At 70.8% G+C, this 18,703-nt stretch carries 18 protein-coding genes; 6 read left to right on the top strand and 12 right to left on the bottom strand.

Translation table 11 applies throughout. The features are described from left to right. From P1P70_RS23055 to P1P70_RS23040, 4 genes are all read right to left on the bottom strand, one after another. Positions 1 to 1,977, bottom strand: a 1,977-nt coding sequence (locus P1P70_RS23055) for a glycoside hydrolase family 127 protein (RefSeq protein WP_319240736.1), incomplete at its 3' end; no start/stop codon positions are given. Between the two features lie 140 nt (positions 1,978 to 2,117). Next, a complete protein-coding gene (locus P1P70_RS23050; protein WP_319240734.1) occupies positions 2,118 to 2,939 on the bottom strand; it encodes a carbohydrate ABC transporter permease in 822 nt (273 codons plus the stop codon). Between the two features lie 14 nt (positions 2,940 to 2,953). Continuing rightward, a complete protein-coding gene (locus P1P70_RS23045; RefSeq protein WP_319240728.1) occupies positions 2,954 to 3,916 on the bottom strand; it encodes a sugar ABC transporter permease in 963 nt (320 codons plus the stop codon). 70 nt (positions 3,917 to 3,986) lie between these two features. Beyond that, positions 3,987 to 5,309 carry a sugar ABC transporter substrate-binding protein gene (locus P1P70_RS23040; RefSeq protein ID WP_319240726.1) on the bottom strand — a complete coding sequence of 441 codons (1,323 nt, stop codon included), beginning with the start codon at positions 5,307 to 5,309 and terminating at the stop codon, positions 3,987 to 3,989. A gap of 256 nt (positions 5,310 to 5,565) precedes the next feature. On the opposite strand from P1P70_RS23040, the gene P1P70_RS23035 reads away from it, so the two are divergent. After that, the gene (locus tag P1P70_RS23035; RefSeq protein WP_319240724.1) at positions 5,566 to 6,594 is read left to right on the top strand and encodes a LacI family DNA-binding transcriptional regulator; all 1,029 of its coding nucleotides are present in this window, start codon (positions 5,566 to 5,568) and stop codon (positions 6,592 to 6,594) included. 239 nt (positions 6,595 to 6,833) lie between these two features. Next, positions 6,834 to 7,388 (top strand): SMI1/KNR4 family protein, encoded by a 555-nt coding sequence (locus P1P70_RS23030; protein WP_319240722.1) that lies wholly within the window; start codon positions 6,834 to 6,836, stop codon positions 7,386 to 7,388. Positions 7,389 to 7,420: 32 nt separating this feature from the next. On the opposite strand, the gene P1P70_RS23025 is transcribed toward P1P70_RS23030, so the two are convergent. From P1P70_RS23025 to P1P70_RS23015, 3 genes are all read right to left on the bottom strand, one after another. Then, a complete protein-coding gene (locus tag P1P70_RS23025) occupies positions 7,421 to 7,618 on the bottom strand; it encodes a hypothetical protein (protein ID WP_319240721.1) in 198 nt (65 codons plus the stop codon). Positions 7,619 to 7,801: 183 nt separating this feature from the next. Then, positions 7,802 to 8,179: a hypothetical protein gene (locus tag P1P70_RS23020; RefSeq protein ID WP_319240719.1), complete on the bottom strand. Its 378-nt coding sequence runs from the start codon at positions 8,177 to 8,179 to the stop codon at positions 7,802 to 7,804. Positions 8,180 to 8,344: 165 nt separating this feature from the next. Next, a complete protein-coding gene (locus P1P70_RS23015) occupies positions 8,345 to 8,806 on the bottom strand; it encodes a MarR family transcriptional regulator (RefSeq protein WP_319240717.1) in 462 nt (153 codons plus the stop codon). 114 nt (positions 8,807 to 8,920) lie between these two features. Between P1P70_RS23015 and P1P70_RS23010 the strand changes: the two genes are divergently transcribed. The 4 genes from P1P70_RS23010 to P1P70_RS22995 all read left to right on the top strand — a co-directional run bounded on the left by P1P70_RS23010 (position 8,921) and on the right by P1P70_RS22995 (position 13,495). Then, positions 8,921 to 9,295, top strand: a complete 375-nt coding sequence (locus tag P1P70_RS23010) for an HGxxPAAW family protein (RefSeq protein ID WP_319240715.1) — start codon at positions 8,921 to 8,923, stop codon at positions 9,293 to 9,295. A gap of 102 nt (positions 9,296 to 9,397) precedes the next feature. Next, entirely contained in the window at positions 9,398 to 10,513 is a 1,116-nt protein-coding gene (locus P1P70_RS23005; RefSeq protein ID WP_413471529.1) for a LacI family DNA-binding transcriptional regulator, read from the top strand. A gap of 285 nt (positions 10,514 to 10,798) precedes the next feature. After that, complete coding sequence (locus tag P1P70_RS23000) at positions 10,799 to 12,859, top strand: discoidin domain-containing protein (RefSeq protein ID WP_319240713.1); 2,061 nt, start codon at positions 10,799 to 10,801, stop codon at positions 12,857 to 12,859. A 30-nt stretch (positions 12,860 to 12,889) separates the two neighbouring features. Further along, positions 12,890 to 13,495, top strand: a complete 606-nt coding sequence (locus P1P70_RS22995; protein WP_319240711.1) for a TetR/AcrR family transcriptional regulator — start codon at positions 12,890 to 12,892, stop codon at positions 13,493 to 13,495. Between the two features lie 32 nt (positions 13,496 to 13,527). Here the strand turns inward: P1P70_RS22995 and P1P70_RS22990 are convergent, their stop codons facing one another. From P1P70_RS22990 to P1P70_RS22970, 5 genes are all read right to left on the bottom strand, one after another. Continuing rightward, positions 13,528 to 14,109 (bottom strand): GTP-binding protein, encoded by a 582-nt coding sequence (locus tag P1P70_RS22990; RefSeq protein WP_319240709.1) that lies wholly within the window; start codon positions 14,107 to 14,109, stop codon positions 13,528 to 13,530. After that, positions 14,096 to 14,452 (bottom strand): DUF742 domain-containing protein, encoded by a 357-nt coding sequence (locus P1P70_RS22985; RefSeq protein WP_319240707.1) that lies wholly within the window; start codon positions 14,450 to 14,452, stop codon positions 14,096 to 14,098. Before P1P70_RS22985 ends, P1P70_RS22990 begins: the two co-directional genes overlap by 14 nt. Before the next feature lies 1 nt (position 14,453). Next, positions 14,454 to 14,882 (bottom strand): roadblock/LC7 domain-containing protein, encoded by a 429-nt coding sequence (locus P1P70_RS22980; protein WP_020114533.1) that lies wholly within the window; start codon positions 14,880 to 14,882, stop codon positions 14,454 to 14,456. Between the two features lie 49 nt (positions 14,883 to 14,931). Continuing rightward, the gene (locus tag P1P70_RS22975) at positions 14,932 to 17,421 is read right to left on the bottom strand and encodes a nitrate- and nitrite sensing domain-containing protein (RefSeq protein ID WP_319240705.1); all 2,490 of its coding nucleotides are present in this window, start codon (positions 17,419 to 17,421) and stop codon (positions 14,932 to 14,934) included. Positions 17,422 to 17,660: 239 nt separating this feature from the next. After that, positions 17,661 to 18,650 carry a substrate-binding domain-containing protein gene (locus P1P70_RS22970; protein WP_319240730.1) on the bottom strand — a complete coding sequence of 330 codons (990 nt, stop codon included), beginning with the start codon at positions 18,648 to 18,650 and terminating at the stop codon, positions 17,661 to 17,663. Positions 18,651 to 18,703 lie beyond the last annotated feature (53 nt).

Below are 18,703 nucleotides of genomic sequence, written 5' to 3'. Positions count from 1 at the left end.
GTCGGATCCGGTGCCGCCGTCCGGGCCCTGGGTCGGCCCCTCCTCGGTCGTCGGCAGCCACACCCGCATCGTCGAAGGGCCCCGGTTGGCCCAGGAGTGGTAGGGCACCAGGACGATCCCGGAGCGCTCGGCGGGGCCCTTCTCCGGGGCGTGCCCGAACGGCTCGTACGGCCACGCCTCCCCGCTCCGCCCCGCGTCCGCGACGACCTCCCCCGCGACCACGACGGTGCCGGCCGTGCCCTCCGTACCGCCCGGCCCGTCCTCGGGGTCGACGGACGTGTCCACCCGTACCGCGTCGACATCGTTGCCTTCCGGCAGGTCGACCGACTCGGCGCAGTACACCAGCGGCCCGCGTTGCACGGCGACCGTGCCGCGTACGGCGTCGACGCGGGGGTCGGCGCGGATCCAGCGCGGGGCGACGGGGAGGTCGAGGCGTATCTCGTCACCGGGCCGGAAGACCCGGGTGAGGGTCGCCGTGCCCGGGGCGACCGGGCGGCGCACCCCGCCCGGGTCGGTGAGTGACGCGGTGGCGCCCGTCGCCCACCGGGGCACCCGCAGGGAGAGGGTCCAGGGCTCCGCCGGGGAGCGGCCGATCCGGACGGTCACGGTCCCGCCGGCGGGGTAGTCGGTGCGGACCCGCAGGGCGACGCCCCGGCCGCCGCTGAGGGAGGTGGCGATGTCGGCGTCGGCGTACTGGTGCAGTTGGAGGCCCTCGTCGTCCGCCGTCGCCAGGTAGGCCGGCAGCTGTGCCAGGGTGCGTGCGACGTTGGTCGGGCAGCACGACACGGCGAACCAGGGGGCGCGCAGCCCCGAGTCGGCGCGCGGGCTGTCGGTGTCCGGCGACGGTGCGACGCCCCGGTGCCGCCGGTGCAGGGTGTTGGCGTAGAAGAAGGACCGGCCGTCCTCGGCAGGGGAGGTCGCGACGACGTTGAACAGGGTCCGTTCGACGAGGTCGGCGAAGCGGGGCTCGCCGGTGGCCAGCAGCAGCCGCCAGCCGAGCATCACGGAGGCGACCCCGGCGCAGGTCTCGGAGTAGGCGCGGTCCGGGGGCAGGACGAAGTCGTCGCCGAAGGACTCGTCGCGGTGGTGCGAGCCCATGCCGCCGGTGAGGTAGGTGCGGCGGGCGACGGCGGCCTCCCACTGGCGTACCACGGCGGCGAGCAGCTCGTCGTCGCCGGTCTCCACGGCCACGTCGACGGCCCCGGCGGCGAGGTAGAGGGCGCGGACGGCGTGGCCGCGCAGGGCCGTGGCCCGGCGTACGGGGACGTCGTCCTGGAAGTAGGCGCGGCCGAACTCGCCCTCGGTGAGGGTGCCGTGGCCGCGTCGGTCGACGAACAGCGCGGCCTGGTCGAGGTAGCGCTGCCGGCCGGTGAGGCGGGCCAGTTCCACGAGGCCCGACTCGATCTGGGGGTGGCCGCAGACGCGCTCGATGCCGCCCTTCCCGAAGGTGGCGCACACATGGTCGGCGGCGCGCTGGGCGACCTTGGCGAGTTCGCCCTCGCCCCGGGCACGGGCCTGGGCGACGCCGGCCTGGATCAGGTGCCCCTGGCAGTAGAGCTCGTGGCCCTCCTCCAGGTCGCTGTAGCGGGCGGGCTGTCCCGGGCGGCCGAAGGCGGTGCCGAGGTAGCCGTCCGGGTCCTGGGCGGGGGCGACGAGGTCGGTGAGGGCGGTGATCCGGTCGTCCAGCGGGGCGCCGCCGCCGTTCGCGGCCTCCCAGGCCAGGGCTTCGAGGAGTTTGTAGACCTCGGAGTCGGCGAACTCCCGGCCGCGCCGGTCCCGTTCGATCCTGCCCTCGACGGCGGCCCGGAAGTTGCCGGTCCAGCCGACGCGGTCCATCCAGTCGCGGCAGTGGTCGAGCGTGGCGGTCGTGTTGGTGTGCCGTCGCCGGGCCCAGAAGCCCCCGGTGATCCTGACCTCGTCGAGGCCGAGCGGCCGCAGCCTGCCACGGGTCGGCGCCACGGGCAGGACGGATGACATCACCGCGTTCTCCCTCACCTGTTCATGCCTCCGGTTCGTCCCTTCGGTCGTCGCTGAGCCGTGCGGGTCGTGGGCGTGCGGGTCGTGGGCGTGCGGGTCGTGGGCGTGCGGGTCGTGGGCGTGCGGGTCACGCGGACGCGTCAGCCCTTGAGCGCGCCCGACATGAAGCCCCGGACGTAGTGCCGTTGCAGGAGCAGGAAGAGGAGCAGGCACGGCACGGCGAGCACCACCACGCCCGCCTCGGTCGCGCCGTAGTCGACGGCGCCCATGCTCTGCTGCCGCAGGTTGGCGACGGCCAGCGGCAGGGGCGCCTTCTCGCTGTCGGAGATGAGGATCAGGGGTGCGATGAAGTCGTTCCAGGCGGCGAGGAACGCGAAGAGGCCCACGGTGATCAGCCCCGGCCGTACCGCCGGGAGGAGCACCCGGCGCAGCGCGCCCGCCGTGCCGCAGCCGTCGACGAGCGCCGACTCCTCCAGTTCGCGCGGGACCGCCTCGAAGGAGATCCGCATCATGAAGGTGGCGAACGGCAGTTGGAACATGGCGAGGACGAGGCTCAGCCCGATCAGCGAGTTCTGCAGGTGCAGCCTGCCGAGCAGGACGTACAGCGGGATGAGCAGGGTGGCGTACGGGACCATGAGGATGGCGAGGGTCAGCAGGAACAGCAGGTTCTTGCCGGGGAAGTCGAAGCGGGCGAAGGCGTAGCCGCCGAGCAGGGAGACGCCGAGGGTGAGGGCGACGGTCAGCGCGGAGACGACCGTGCTGTTCAGCAGGTACTGCCACAGTCCCGCGTCGTACTCCAGCAGGGTCCGGTAGTTGCCGAGGCCGTGGCCGGATTCCTGGGCGGTGCCGGGCTGGGGGCTGACGGACGCCCAGGTGTTCCACAGCAGCGGGAAGAGGAAGATGACGGCGAGACCGCCGGCGACGACGTAGTGCGGTGTCCGGCCGAGGGCGCGGGCGAGCACGGTCCTGTCCCCTCTCATGATTCGTCGGCGCGGCGCAGGCCGCGGAACTGGAGGACGTTGAGCAGCAGCAGCGCGGCCAGGACGAGGATCGAGAGGGCCGCGGCCGTGCCGAGGTCCATCCGCTGGAAGGCCTCGCGGTAGATCAACTGCACGACGGTGACGGTGCTGTTGTCCGGTCCGCCCTTGGTGAGGACGAAGAACTGGTCGAACGCCAGGAGCGATCCGGTCACACAGAGCAGGAGCGACAGGGCGAGCGACGGCCTCAGCAGCGGCAGGGTGATGGAGCGGAAGATCTGGGCGCGGCTCGCGCCGTCCATCCGGGCCGCCTCGTACACCTCGTGGGGGATGCGCTGCAGGCCCACGAGCAGGATCAGCATGTAGAAGCCGGCGAACTTCCAGACGACGAGGAACACCGTCGACAGCAGTGCGGAGGTCGGTGAACCGAGGAACGACACGGGCCCGTCGGTGAGACCGAGCTTCTCGGGGATGCCGCCGAGCGGGCCGGTGGTCGGGCTGTAGAGGCCCCAGAAGAGCAGCGAGGCGGAGGCCAGTCCCAGGGCGCCGGGCAGGAAGTAGACGGTGCGGAAGAAGCCGGCGCCGGGGCGGGACTCCTGCACCAGCAGGGCGAGCAGGAGGGCGAGGCCCAGCAGGATCACCGTGACGATCACCGTGTAGAGCAGGGTGAAGCGGACGGCGGGCCAGAACAGGGTGGTGTCGGTGACGTCGGTGTAGTTCTCGGGGGCGTTGACGCCCCGGTCCCCGGCGAGCAGCGGCCAGTCGCTGAGCGACATCTGTCCGACGAGCAGGAGCGGCAGGACGAAGAAGACCGCGACGAACAGGGCCGTGGGCGCCGCGTAGGCGAGCCCCTTGACCTGACGGGACCGCCACCGCGGCAGCGGCGCCCGCGCCGGGCGGTCCCGGTGCTCCGGCCGGGGCTGGTGCGCGGCGGGCGCGGACTCGGCCGCCTTCACTGGCATGACCCTCCTCGGTCGGCCACCTTCACGGGTACGCCCCTCCTCGGTCGGCCACCTGCACGGCAACGCCCCCTCAGTCGGCCAGCGACGCGCTGACCGCCTCGTTGCCCTTGTCCACGGACGTGCCGTCGCCGAAGACGGCGTCGCGCATCAGCGTCAGCCAGGGCCCGTTGGGGTCGTTGAAGGTCTGGCCGAACTTCAGCGCGTACGGGGTCTGCCCGTCGGCGACGAGCTCGTTGATGGTGACGAGCCGGGGGTCGGCGGCGGAGTGCTTGTTGGACGCCAGGTCGGTGCGGGCCACGACATCCTTGTTCGCGGCGACGACATCGACCTGCGCCTTGTCGCCGAGGGTCCAGGCGAGGAAGTTCCAGGCCTGGTCGGCCTTCTCGCTGGTCGCGGAGACCCCGATGGCGTCGCCGCCGACGAAGGTGGACCTGCCGCCGTCGGGGCCGGGGATCGGGGCGACACCGAGGTCGAGGTCCTTGGGCATCAGCCCGAGCGTGGTCGACGGCATCGGCATGACCCCGACCTTGCCCTTGGGGAAGATCCCGGTCCAGGTCGTGCCGGTCTCGTCCTTCGCGCCGGGCGCCACGATGTCGTCGTCCACCCAGCCCCGGTACGTGTCGTACACCTTCTTGGCGGTGGCGGAGGCGAGGAGCGCCTCGGTGCCGTCCTCGCTCAGGACCTCCTCACCGGCCGCCCAGATGGACGGCCACCAGGTGAAGACACCGCAGCCGCCGCAGTTGCCGCCGAAGAAGGTGCCGTTGACGTCTCCGCCGAGCTTGTCCACGGCGCGCGCCTGTTCGTCCCACTCGCTCAGCGTGGTCGGCGGCTTCTCGGGGTCGAGTTTCGCCTTGCGGTAGAGGTCCTTGTTGTAGAAGAGCACCGACAGGTCGAGGGTGTGCGGCACCACGTACTTCTTGTCCTCGTACGTGCCCGCCTCGATGTGCGACTGCGCCAGGTTCTCGGCGAAGGGCAGGGCCTCGATGCGTTCGGTGAGGTCGGCGAAGAGGCCGCTGGAGGTGTAGTTGGGGACGAAGACCACGTCGGAGGCGAAGAGGTCGGGCAGGTCGCGGGAGCCGGCGGCGGCGCCGACCTTGGCCTGGTAGTCGTCGGTGGGGACGACGGTCAGCTCGACCTTGTTCTTGTGGCTCGCGTTGTAGGCCTTCACCAGGGCCTCGCTCTGCGGCCGGGTGGCGGCGCGCGTCCACATCGTGAGGGTGGCGCCGTCGTCGACGCCGGTGGCGTTCGCCGCTCCGCCGCCTCCACCGCCGCCACCGCCCGAATCGCCGTCGCCCGACCCGCAGGCGGTGACCAGGCTCGCGGCGGCGAGCAGTGCGACGGCCCCGGTGGCGAGACGCCCCGCGCGGCCACGTGGTCCGACCGTGCTCCCCATGTTCGATCCCCCTTGTCACAAAGTGGTGTCACAGAGCGGTGGCGCTGTACCGGGTGACGGAGACGAAAGAAACCGAAAAGGCTTTCTGAGACGCTAGGCGGCACCCGAATACCCGTCAATCCCCTTGCAGAGAGCGGTTGTCGACTGCTGACGAAAACCGTGGGGGCATCCAGACCGAAACGTTTCCCGTAAGGTTCCGGGAGGGGCGTGTCATCCTCGGCGAGGTCGACACGCGTGGCGAGACAGGAGATCACCCATGGCACAGGCCACCGGCCCCTCTCGTTCGCAGCCCGCCACGCTCGGTGACGTCGCCCGCCTGGCGGGCGTCTCGATCGCCACGGCGTCCAAGGCGCTCAACGGCCGCAGCCAGGTCCGCGCGGAGACCAGGCAACGGGTCGTCGAGGCCGCCGAGCGGCTGTCGTTCCGCCCCAACCAGGTGGCACGCGGTCTGCTCGCGGGGCGCACCGGCACCGTGGGGCTGCTGACCAGCGACCTGGAGGGCAGATTCGGCATACCGATCCTGATGGGTGCCGAGGACGCCTTCGGCGCGGGTGAGGTCGCGGTGTTCCTGTGCGACGCGCGGGGTGACGCCATCCGCGAACAGCACCATCTGCGCGCCCTGCTGGGCCGCCGCGTCGACGGTCTCATCGTGGTCGGCAGCCGTACCGACCCGCGCCCCTCCCTGGGCCGCGAACTGCCCGTCCCCGTCGTCTACGCCTACGCCCCCTCCGACGACCCGGCGGACTTCTCCGTCGTCCCGGACAGCGTCGGCGCCGGCCGGATCGCCGTGGAGCACCTCCTCGTCTGCGGCCGCACCCGGATCGCCCACATCACCGGCGACCCCGGCTACCTCGCCGCGCGGGACCGGGCGGCCGGGGCGCGGGCCGCGCTCGCCGATGCCGGACTCTCCCTGATCGGCGAGCCCCGGTACGGCGCGTGGTCGGAGGGCTGGGGCCGGGCCGCCACCGCGATGCTCCTGGACCGGCACCCCGACATCGACGCCGTCCTCTGCGGCAGCGACCAGATCGCCCGGGGCGTCATGGACGTCCTGCGCGAACGCGGCCACCGGGTCCCCGAGGACATCGCCGTCATGGGCTTCGACAACTGGCAGATCATGACCGCCGGTTCACGACCGCCCCTGACCAGCGTAGACATGAACCTCGAACAGGTCGGCCGCGTCGCCGCCCATGCCCTCTTCACCGCGATAGCCGGCACGCCCCGCACCGGAGTCGAGACCCTCCCCTGCAAGGTGGTGATCAGGGGCTCGACGGCACCGTTGTCATGAGAGGGCCGCCGTCGTGCATCACCGGAGCCTCGCTCCATGTCGACGGCGGTGGGGCGCGGGCGCCGCCGTCCGCACCGTTTCCCGCGAGCGCCACCACGCGGCAGCCGACGCTCGCTCCGCCAGGAACAGCCCGCCGACGGCACCATCACCGTCGAGCCGTCGGCGAGCCCGCTGGATAGATCATGAAACCGCACTGGAGTACTAAACTCTCGCAGACCTGATGTGAGGGGCGGACCGGCATGGCAGAACCAACAGGGGTGACCGCGTTGCAGCAGCTGCTGCCTCCGCCCCCTGGCGCGGGCGAGGACATCGACTGGAAGGCGGCCGAGGCGAAGTGGGGGACCAGGTTCCCCCGGGACTACATGGACTTCATGGCCGTGTACGGCGTCGGCGGAATCGGCTCGGAGGAGGAGATCGGCGAGCTCGGAATCCTCGGGCCGTTTCCCACCGGGGCCTACGAGCACTCCCCGGACGACTTCGAGGACGAGACCGGAAACGCCCGTCTGACCTGGGAGGAAGAGGGCGCCGACCAGGAGGATCTCGACCTGGACCCGGAGCACATCCTCGCCTGGGGCAGCACGTCTCACGCCGACATTCTGTGCTGGCTGACCATCGATCCGGACCCCGACAAGTGGCCCGTCCTGCTCTTCGCGCGTCATGGCTCGAAGACCTGCGAGGTCGTCCCCTGCGGCATGGTCGAGTTCCTACGCAGACTCCTCACGGAGGAAATCCCCTCGTACAGCATGGAGTTCACGCCCGAACCGCGCTTCGAGCACTGGCGCGAAGGGCGATGAGCCGCTGACGTCGGACTCGTGCCGTCGTCCGATCAATGATCGGGGCGGCCTCGGTCGGGATGGCGCGCGGGGTCCGGGACGAACACGCTCAACCGGTAGGTGGTCGGCTGCACCAGTCGCCCGCAGAAGGTGTCGATCCTGGTCATCGCCCAGTCGATCCTCTCCTTACCCGCGCGCAGGCTACGGAGGTGAGCACGCCATTCCGCCTCGTCCTGAGTCTCGAAGAGCACGTGCCAGCTTCCCGTGTCCGAAGCAGTGCGAGCAGCAGCCTGCCACCTCGCGTCCTGCTGCAGGCGTCTCCTCTTCCGCTGTCCCGGCATCGGCACAGCATCGCCGACCGGGCAGTACCGCAGCAAGGGCATTGTTCCAGGCCGCAAGCTGCGCGGTGGCGGGCGACCGAGCACTTCTCGGCGTCAGAGGAAAAGGAGTCCGACGCCCTTCTCGACGCAACGACGCAGGACGACCGCCAACTGTCCGGCGTCCTCGGCGTGCTGTCGAAGGAGAGGGTCGTCGGCCTGTCGCCGCCACTCGTCCGTGATCGCGTCCAGCCGGGCCAGCATCGCGGCGCACTCGGCAGCCGAGAGTTCACCGCCGCCGTCGTCCGGGCGATCGAGGAGTGGTTTCAGCGGGGTGGAGACATCGTTCCAAGGACGCTCTCCGCCGAAGCCCCACATATCGGAGAGAGTGAAACCCTCGGCCTGTGCCAGCCGTGCCCTGAAGGCGGCGAAGCCGCCGTAGGACCAGCCGACGTCCGGACCGGAGGTGTCTCCATCGCCCGGGAACAAGATCAATCCCGCGACATCCTCCTCATGCTTCGAGTACAGCAGGATCAGCCGGCGAGAACGACGTCCGCGACGGAGACGGCCTCTGCGTGGCTGGTGTGGTCACGGCGCAGGAGCCCTCCTGGACAGCCCCGCTCGCGGGACTCAGCCAGCAGCAGCTGGACTCAGCCCGCATCAGCCGGACTCCTCCAGATACCCCCGCGCCAGCTCGCCCGCGCGCGTGAACCAGTCGACGAGCAGGGCCAGTTCGTCGGGCGAGTACCCGGCGAAGAGTTCGGCGAGGCGGGCGTAGAACGGGCCGTACACGGCCACCACCCGTTCCGCGGCGTCCGGGACCGCGATCACCCGGACCCGGCGCCGGTCGGCCGGATCGGGCTGCCGCGTCACGAAGCCGCCGCGCTCCAGACGGTTGAGCACACCCGTCACCGCTCCCGTGGTGACATGCGCGCGCGTGGCCAGATCACCCGCGGTGACCGGCGCGTCCCCGGCCTCCAGGACGTACGCGAAACAGACCAGGTCGGTGACGCTCAACCCGAGGTTCCGGGCGAACTCCTGCTGGCCGACGATCATCGTCGCGATCAGGCCGTCCATGGCACCGATCGCGTCAGGAACGGTCGGGCGGCGCTCGGCCTCCATTGAAATCACCTCCGGGGCAAGCTAGATTCCTTACTCACTAAGACATCTTACGGCGCCGTGGGCGTGGCCACGGCATGCCGTGGCGCGCCCCGGCGCGCGAGGGGAGTGGACACCATGAGTCTGTACGACGAGGGCCACACCGTGGCCGGCTGGACCGGCACCGCCATCGCCGCCGTGGGATCGACGGCACTCGGCCTCGGCGTATGCGGCTGGACCCCGGGGTTCGCCCTGGGCGCCGTCATCTCGGTCGCGGCACTCGTCGTCACCTGGGTCCTGCACCTCGCCGGCTGGGGCAAGCCGCCGGGCCCCCGGCCCCGCGCCCAGTGGAGCCTCCGGGTCCGCGACCGCTCCGCACGCGGCGGCCACGCCGACTGCCTCGGCTGCCGCCTGGCCGGCCGCCGCCGCGTCCCCGCCCCGCTCCCCGCCGTACCGGGACCCGCCACCGGCACCGCGCCCGCCGCGGTCCCGGCGGGCGAGGCGTCGCACTGATGGAAGGTCCCGAACAGCGGGGAGTAAACGCTTACCCTTTCTCGGGGTCCCAGTTCCGCAACCGCATGCCGCCATCCGCCTCTCATGCAGTAACGTCGAACCGTGACGGTCAATGAAAACGGTCGCCGGAGCAGCACCGAAGCAAGCGGTGGCAGGCGTCGACGGAGCAACACCTCGGGCGGCGAGCGGCCCAGCACGATTCGGGATGTCGCCGCGCGGGCCGGGGTATCCGTAGCAACCGTTTCCCGCACACTCGCGGGTAACTACCCGGTCTCCAAGGAGACCAGGGCCCGCGTCATGGCGGCCGTCGAGTCCCTGCACTACGTGGTGAACGTGCATGCCAAGGCGCTGTCGGGCCGCGTCGCCGGCCCGGTCGCCCTGGTCATCAAGGACATCACCGGCCCCTCCCTCGCCCACGTCGCGGCGGGGGTGGAGCAGGCGGCCGCCGACCGGGGCCGACTGAGCCTGGTGTGCGCCACGCACGACGACTCGGCCCGCGAGGACGACCTGGTGCAGCTGATGCGCGAGCAGCACGCGGCGGCGGTCCTCCTCGTCGGCGGCGCCCAGCAGGACGAGGCGTACCGGCGGCGGATGGCCGAGTACGCGACGGCGCTGGACGCGGCCGGCTCGCGCCTGGTGCTGGTGGGCCGCCCGCCGCTCCCGGGCGCCCTGCCGGTCACGGTGGTGCAGTACGACAACCGGGGCGGCGCCTTCCAGGCCACCGACCACCTCCTGACCGCCGGGCACCGCCGCGTCCTCTTCCTGGGCGGCGATCCGGGGCTCAGCACGGCCGACCAGCGCCGGGACGGCTTCCTGCACGCGCTGCGCGCCCACGGCGTCGAGCACGCCGAGGAGTTGGAGCTGCCGGGCCCGTACACCCGGGTCTCGGGCTACCAGCGCACTCGGGAGGCGCTGGCCGCCGGTCTCGACTTCACGGCGGTCTTCGCGGGCACCGACATGGTGGCCACGGGCGCGCTCGCCGCCCTGCGCGAGGCCGGGCTCGACGTCCCGGGTGACGTCTCCCTGATCGGCTTCGACGACGTCCCGTTCGCCGCCGACCTCACGCCCGCGCTGACCACGGTGCGGGTGCCGTACGAGGATCTGGGGCGCACGGCGGTCCGGTTGGCGCTGGAGCGCGAGGAGCGCCTGGGCGGCGACGACCACGTGGTGCTGAGCACGCAGCTCGTGATCCGCCAGTCGGTACGCACGCTGGCGTGAGCGTGGGCCCCGGCCGGTGACAGCGGAGACGGCGGAGGGGGACCCCGCGACGACCTCGGGCAACGCTCCCCTCCGCACGAGCATGTGACGAAGCGTCACCCCGTCGTGAGGTCGCGGCGCACCAGGTCAACCGTCCCGGACTATTGACTCGGGTCACCCCAATGGCGATTCTCGTCACATCGCTTGTGCCAGCCATGACAATCGGACTATGGCGTCGTGGGTGTTCACCGCGTCCCGGAACGGTCTGGCCGATCGACCGCGCATTCCCCGACCGAGGACGTGAGTATGACCAGGACTCCACGCGCCCACCGCAGTCGCAGACCCCTCATGGTGCTGGCACTGTTCCTGACCACGATGGGCATGCTGCTCAGCCCGTCGTCGAGCTCGGCCGCCACCGGCGACTGGTGGCTACCCACCTCCCGGCCGTCGCCCGACTCCCAGATCAACGTGACGGGCGAGCCGTTCAAGGGGACCGACTCGGCGGGTGACGTGCGCGGGTTCGTCGACGCGCACAACCACCTGTTCTCCAACGAGGCGTTCGGCGGCCGGCTCATCTGCGGCAAGGTGTTCTCGACGTCCGGCATCGCGGACGCGCTGAAGGACTGTCCCGAGCACTACCCGGACGGCTCCCTCGCGATCTTCGACTACATCACCCACGGCGGCGACGGCAAGCACGACCCGGTCGGCTACCCGACGTTCAAGGACTGGCCGGCGTACGACTCGATGACCCACCAGGCCAACTACTACGCCTGGATCGAGCGCGCCTGGCGCGGCGGTCAGCGGGTGCTGGTCAACGACCTGGTCACCAACGGGATGATCTGCTCGATCTACCCGTTCAAGGACCGCAGCTGCGACGAGATGACCTCGATCCGGCTCCAGGCGAAGCTGACGTACGACCTCCAGGCGTACATCGACGCGCAGTACGGCGGCACCGGCAAGGGCTGGTTCCGGATCGTCACCGACAGCGCGCAGGCCCGTGAGGTCGTCAAGCAGGGCAAGCTCGCCGTCGTCCTGGGCGTGGAGACCTCCGAGCCGTTCGGCTGCAAGCAGATCCTCGACATCGCGCAGTGCAGCAAGGAGGACATCGACAAGGGGCTCGACGAGCTGTACGACCTGGGTGTGCGCAGCATGTTCCTGTGCCACAAGTTCGACAACGCGCTGTGCGGCGTCCGCTTCGACGAGCACGGTCTCGGTACGGCCATCAACGTCGGGCAGTTCCTGTCGACCGGCACGTTCTGGCAGACGGAGAAGTGCAAGGGCCCGCAGAAGGACAACCCGATCGGTGGGGCGTCGACGGAGGCCGAGGAGGACCTGCCGGCGGGCACCGAGGTGCCGGAGTACGACGAGAACGCGCAGTGCAACGTACGAGGGCTGACCGATCTCGGTGAGTACGCCGTGCAGGGCATGATGAAGCGCAAGATGATGCTCGAGATCGACCACATGAGCGTCAAGGCCACCGGCCAGGTGCTGGACATGTTCGAGGCCGCGTCCTACCCGGGCGTGCTGTCCTCGCACAGCTGGATGGACCTCAACTGGACGGAGCGGGTCTACTCGCTCGGCGGTTTCGTCGCCCAGTACATGCACGGCTCCGAGGAGTTCAGCGCGGAGGCGAAGCGCACGGACGCACTGCGGACGAAGTACGACGTGGGCTACGGCTACGGCACCGACTTCAACGGCATCGGTGACCACCCCGCCCCGCGCGGCGCGAACACCTCCAACCCGGTGAAGTACCCCTTCAAGAGCGCCGACGGCGGCTCGACGATCGACAGGCAGACCACGGGCCAGCGCACCTGGAACTACAACACCGACGGTGCCGCACACGTCGGCATGATCCCGGACTGGATCGAGGACATCAGGCTCGTCGGCGGTCAGGGCGTGGTGGACGACCTCTTCAAGGGCGCCGAGTCCTACCTGGGCACCTGGGGTGCCTCCGAGGCCCACCAGGCGGGTGTGAACCTCGCCAAGGGCGTTCCGGCGACGGCCAGTTCGTCCGAGTCGAACCCCGTCACCAGCTACCAGCCCGGCCGGGCGGTGGACGGCGACGGCGGCACCCGCTGGGCGAGCGACTGGAGCGACAGCCAGTGGCTGAAGCTGGACCTCGGCTCCTCGCGCGTGATCAAGAAGGTCACGCTGGACTGGGAGCGGGCCTACGGCAAGGCGTACCGGATCGACGTCTCGACGGACGGCTCGACCTGGAGGACCGTGTGGTCCACGACCTCCGGTGACGGCGGTCTGGACACGGCCACGTTCTCCCCGGTGTCGGCCCGATATGTTCGAATGCTGGGGACCGACCGCGGCACGGACTGGGGTTACTCCCTCTACGAGGTCGGCGTCCACAGCGGCTGACCGCACACCACGGGGGAAAGAGGGGCTCATATGGCACGCCTGCCGTCGGCCGAGCGGCGCAGACAGCTCACCGAGGCCGCGATCCGCGCGATGACCCGGGACGGCGTCCCCAGGACGACGACCCGGTCCATCGCGGCCGAGGCGGGCGTGTCACTGAGCGTCTTCCACTACTGCTTCGAGTCGAAGCAGGAACTGATCGAGTCCGTGATCACCACCATCACCGGGCACTACGTCACCCTCGTACGGGAGGCGATCCGGCCCCGGGACACGCTCAGGGAGACCGTCCGGGCCGGTTTCCAGGCCTACTGGGACCATGTCTCCGCCCACCCGGGCGAACACATGCTGACCTACGAGCTCACCCAGTACGCCCTGCGCGAGCCCGGCTTCGAACACCTGGCCCGGCGGCAGTACGAGATGTACCAGGACACCTACGCCGACCTCATCGAACAGTTGCGGCGGTCGACGGGCTTCGAACTGACCGTGCCCGTCCCGGTCCTGGCCCGCTACCTGGCCGCCATGACCGACGGTCTCACCCTGAACTTCCTGGTCCTCGGCGACGACGCGGCCTGGACGAGCATCCTCGACACGATCACCGACCATGTGGCCGGCATGGTGCGCGACGAGGTCCGTCCGTAGGGCCGTCGCGGCCGTCCGGGTCGTCCGGGCCGTCAGCGCGCGGACGCCGCGATCAGTTGGTCCAGGAGGGCTATCAGGACGTCGCGGCACGAGGTGCGTTCGCGGGCGTCGAAGAGGAGGACCGGGGTGTTCTCGGGGAGGGCCAGGGACTCGCGGATGTCGTCGGGCTCGTAGGGGTGTTCGCCGTAGAAGCCGTTGACGCCGATGACGAAGGGGATCTTGCGGCGTTCGAAGAAGTCGATGGCGGCGAAGCTGGACTCGGGGCGGCGTACGTCGACGAGGACGACCGCGCCGAGGGCGCCGATCGCGAGGTCGTTCCACATGAACCAGAACCGCTGCTGTCCGGGCGTACCGAACAGATAGAGCACGAGGTCCTGGCCGATGCTGATCCGGCCGAAGTCGAGGGCCACCGTGGTGGCCTTCTTCTCGGGGATGCCGTCGAGGTCGTCGACCCCCAGCCCGGCGGTGGTGAGGGGTTCCTCCGTGCGCAGCGGGACGATCTCGCTGACCGACCCGACCATGGTGGTCTTCCCGACGCCGAATCCGCCGGCGATGAGGATCTTCACCGTGTCGGGTGCCGCGATGCCCTGTGCGGTGTGGTCAGAGCCGGCCAAGGCCGTCCCTCACTTTCTTCAGCAGGTCCAGGTCGGGGGCGCGGGCGATCAGCCGTGGCTGGCGGACGCTGATGCGGCCCGCCTCCAGCAGGTCGCAGAGCATGATGGCGACCACGCTGACCGGGAGGTCGAGCTTGCTGGCCAGCTCCGCCACCACGATCGGCTTCGCGCACAGCTTGACGATCCGCGCGTGCTCCGGCTGCGGCCGGGCGCCCCCGGCCGGCTGCGGGTCCACGGCCGTCACCATGGTGATGAGGGTGAAGTCGCCACGGGCGGGCCGGGTCCGGCCGCCCGTCAGGGTGAACGGGCGAACCAGCCGGCCCGCCGCGTCGCCTCCGTTCACCTCACTCGCCGCTGTCGGCCGCGACGACACCGGCGCGTGGGGCCGCGCTGAGGTGCTCGCCGATCTTCTTCACCAGCATGTTCATCTGGTAGGCGACCACGCCGACGTCGGCGCCCTGCCGGGTGAGCACGGCGAGGTTGGCGCCGGGTCCGGCGTTGGTGAGGATGAGGAAGGCGTTGCCCATCTCGATGAGCAGCTGGCGGACGGGCCCGCCGCGGAAGTCCATGCTGACGCCCTTGCTGAGGCTCATCAGGCCGGACGCGGTCGCCGCCAGCCGCTCGGCGTCGTCGCGCAGGAACGCGGTGGACTTGCTGACGACCAGTCCGTCCTCGGAGAGCACGACGGCGTGGTCGACCTCGGCGACCCGGTCCACCAGTCCGGTGAGCAGCTGGTCGAGCTGGCTGTGGGTGGCGGGGATGGGGCGTGTCATCTGTGTGTCCTTCAATGAGCGGTCTGCGAGGGAGGGAGTCGTGGGGACGTCAGGTGCCGGAGGCGGGGACTCGGTCTCCTGGGTCTTCGGATGGGGTTTCCTCCCCTGGTGCGTGATCGGGTTCCGCGTCGTCGTCACGGGCCTGGAGCGTTCCGCGCTGGAACCCGGCGAGCGAGGAGGCGGCCCGCTCGGCGGTGAAGTCGTCGGCGTCGCCGTCGGGGTAGAGCCCCGCCTCCTCCTCCTTCAGCTCCGCCGCCAGACTGGTCTGCGGGATCCGGCGGGGCAACGGCATCAGTCCGCCCTTCTTCCCGGCCTGGGACGTCCCGGCCCGGGACTTCCCGGTCTTGGACCCCCCGGCGCGGGGCTCCCCGGTCTGGGACTTCCCGGCCTGAACATCACCGGCGGGGGCCGGCCGTGTCCCGTTCGCGCCCTCGACGGTGTCGGCTGCCCGCGCGTGCGCGGCGGACCGTTCCTCCGGCGTACGGTCCGCGTCCTGCCGTACGGCTTCGGGCCGGGGCTCCGCCGCGGCGGCGGCCACCCGGGCCGCCACCAGCGAGGTACGGGACGGCGGTTCGACCGGCTCGGTGCCGTCCTCGTCGGGGACCGGGGCCTCGCGCACCACGATCTCGTCCGGGATCAGCACGATCGCGGTGGTGCCGCCGTACGGCGACGCGCGCAGGGTGACGGTGATGCCGTGCCGGTTGGCGAGCCGGGCGATGACGAACATGCCGAGCCGGAGGTCGTCGGCGAGCGCGACCACGTCGAACTGCGGGGGCACGGCCAGCTGCGCGTTGAACGCGGCGTAGTCGTCCTCGGACATGCCGAGCCCGCGGTCCTCCACTTCGAGGGCGAGGCCCTTGGCGACGATCGCGGCGCGGACGCTCACCGGGCTGGGCGCTGGCGAGTACGAGGTGGCGTTGTCGATGAGTTCGGCGAGGAGGTGGATGACGTCGGCCACGGCGGGCGGGGCGATCCACACCTCGTCGTCGGTGTGCACCTCCACCCGCTGGTACTGGGCGACCTCGCCGACGGCGCTGCGCAGGATGTCGATCAGCGCGACCGGTTCGGTCCAGCTGCGGCCGGGCCGCTCGCCGCTGATGATGACCAGGTTCTCCTCGTAGCGGCGCAACTGGCTCGCCGTGGAGTCCAGTTCGTACAGTCCCTTGAGGATCTCCGGGTCCTGGTGCTGGCGCTCCAGCTTGTCGAGCTTGGTGAGCTGGAGGTTGACCAGGTTCTGGCTCTGCCGGGCGATGCCGAGGATGACGCGCTGGAAACCGCGCCGGGTGTCGGCGAGTTCGACGGCGGTGTGCACGGCGGTGCGCTGGGCGGCGTTGAACGCCTTGGCGACCTGGCCGAGTTCGTCGGTGCCGTAGTCGAGCGGCGCCGCGGCCTCGTCCACGTCGACCTTCTCGCCCCGGTCGAGGCGGGCGACGACGTCGGGCAGCCGGTGCTCGGCGAGGCTGAGGGTGGCCGTGCGCAGGCCGGTGAGCCGCCGGGACAGGGAGCGGGTGATGCGCCAGGACATCACGACGCACACCAGCAGCGCGGCGAGCCCGCCGGCGCTCAGTGAACCGGCCGTGATCAGCAGCTCGCGGGCTTCCTCGCCGCTGCGGTCCAGCAGGGTCCGGGTCTCCGCGCGGATGAGCTGCTCGTACTGGGTGGACAGCCGCGTCATCGCGGCGTCCCACTTGGCCTGGGCCTGCGGCAGTCTGGTTCTGCGCGACTGGCCGGTGCCCGTCGTGTGGGCCGAGAGGACCTGGTCCTCCACGGCCTGCAACGTCTGCCAGTCCTTGCCCTGGACGATCCGTTCGATCTTGGTCTTCACCTCGCCCTCCACCGTGTGGATGAGCTGGTCGTCGACGAGCCAGCGCCGGGCGCTGACCACCTGGGCGAAGCGGCTGCGACTCGCCTCGTCGAGTTCGCCCGAGGGCCAGTTGAGCGTGAGGATCGCGTCGCCCTGGGAGACGAGTTCCGCGGCCTGTTCGAGGGTGACGAGCGGCCCGGCCTGCGAGGTGAGGTCGCCGTCGTCGACCTGGGAGAGCGCCTGGAAGGCGTGGATCTGGTCGTCGATGATGTCGGTGTACTGGTCGAGGATCTGCTCGGGGGTGATGTCGGTGGGGCTGTCCACCTGGTCCCGGTAGTACTCCAGGCTGCCGGAGCCGGCCATCACCGAGTACAGCCGGTCGCCGATGCGGTCGGGGGCGTCCTCGATGGCGCCCGCGCGTGCGGCGAGCTTCGCGACCGCCTTGTCGGTCTGCCGGCGCTGCTGCTCCAGAGCGGCCATGGAGCTGCCCGGGGCCGCCATGTAGGCGGCCGACAGGGCGCGTTCGCGCTGGAGTGCGAGGGTCGCGTCGGTTCCCATGGCGCCGGTGGACTTGCTCAGTCCGGTCTGCGTCCGCAGCCGCAGGCCCTCCGAGAACATCTGGGTCGTCGTCACACCCCAGCTCGCGGCCAGCGTGACGCTGGGGATCAGAGCCAGGAGGATCAGCGAGAGACGTATGGAGCCGAGACGGCGCCGGGCGCCGGACCGTGGGGGCATCGTCGTCCTTGGGCGGTTGGCGGGAGCGGAAGGGATCGGGAGCGGGGCGACAGGGGTCCGGGGAGGGTGGGTGGACACCTGTCAGTGCGGCGCACAGGGGATGCGCAGGATGTTATCCGCACAAGTGAACGCACGTCGCAGGGGTGGCCGGAAGTTTGGGGTCGCCGTTACACGACCGTTCCGGATGCTTGGGTTCTGGGGCGCGGTCATGTCCGAACGGACGGTTCCGTTTGCCGGTGTCAACGGGTGCCGTTCGCCGCGAACTCGGCTATTCCCGCGATGTTCCTCTTGGTGACGAACGCCGGACCGGTGAGCACGGGCTCGACTCCGCCGCCGCTGATGTTGCCGTTGGTCCGGTGGAGCCAGAGGCCGTCGACCGCGAGATAGCCCTGGAGATAGGGCTGCTGGTCCACCGCGAACTGGACGTCACCGTCCTTCACCGCCTCGACCAGGTCCTCGTTGAGGTCGAAGGTGGCGACCTGGGCCTTGCTGCCGGCGTCGTCCACGGAGTCCACGGCGGCGAGCGCGAACTGGGCGCCGAGGGTGACGACCTCGTCGATGGTGGGGTCCTGGCGGAGCCTCGTGGCGATCGAGTCGGTCACCGAGTCCAGGTCGGTGCCGTCGACGTAGAGATTGTCGGTCTGTCCGGCGAAGGTCTTGCGCACACCGGCGCAGCGGGCCTCCACGGCGACGTTGCCGCGTTCGTGGATGACGCACAGGGCGTGCTTGGCCGCGCGGGCGTCGAGTTCGTTGCCGAGCGCCCGGCCGGCGACGCTCTCGTCCTGGCCGTAGAAGGCCAGCAGCCCCTGGGCCTGCCAGGCGTCGATACCGGAGTTGAGACCCACCACCGGTATCCCGGCCGCGCGGGCCTCGGCGACCGCGCCGCGCATCGCCTGCGGCTTGGCGAGGGTCACCGCGATGCCGTCGACCTTTTCGGCGATCGCGTCCCGCACCAGCTTCGCCTGTCCGGCGCCGTCAGGGTCGCTGACGACGGTCAGCTCGACGCCGTCCTTCGCCGCCGCGACCTCCGCGCCCTTGCGGACCAGGTCCCAGAAGGCGTCCCCCTCGGCGCCGTGCGTGATCAGCGCGATCTTCATTCCCCCGGAGGGCCCCGACGCGTCCTTGTCCGAATCGGCCTGCGATCCGCCGGACAGCGAGCAGCCGGTGACGGTCAGACAGAGGGCGGCGGCGAGCGCGAACTGGGCGCCGAGGGTGACGACCTCGTCGATGGTGGGGTCCTGGCGGAGCCTCGTGGCGATCGAGTCGGTCACCGAGTCCAGGT

It is taken from the genome of Streptomyces sp. MB09-02B (assembly GCF_033794485.1).
GTDB lineage: Bacteria > Actinomycetota > Actinomycetes > Streptomycetales > Streptomycetaceae > Streptomyces.
Note: the sequence above shows the minus strand (reverse complement) of the source record. Positions and strands in the feature narration are given on the sequence as shown.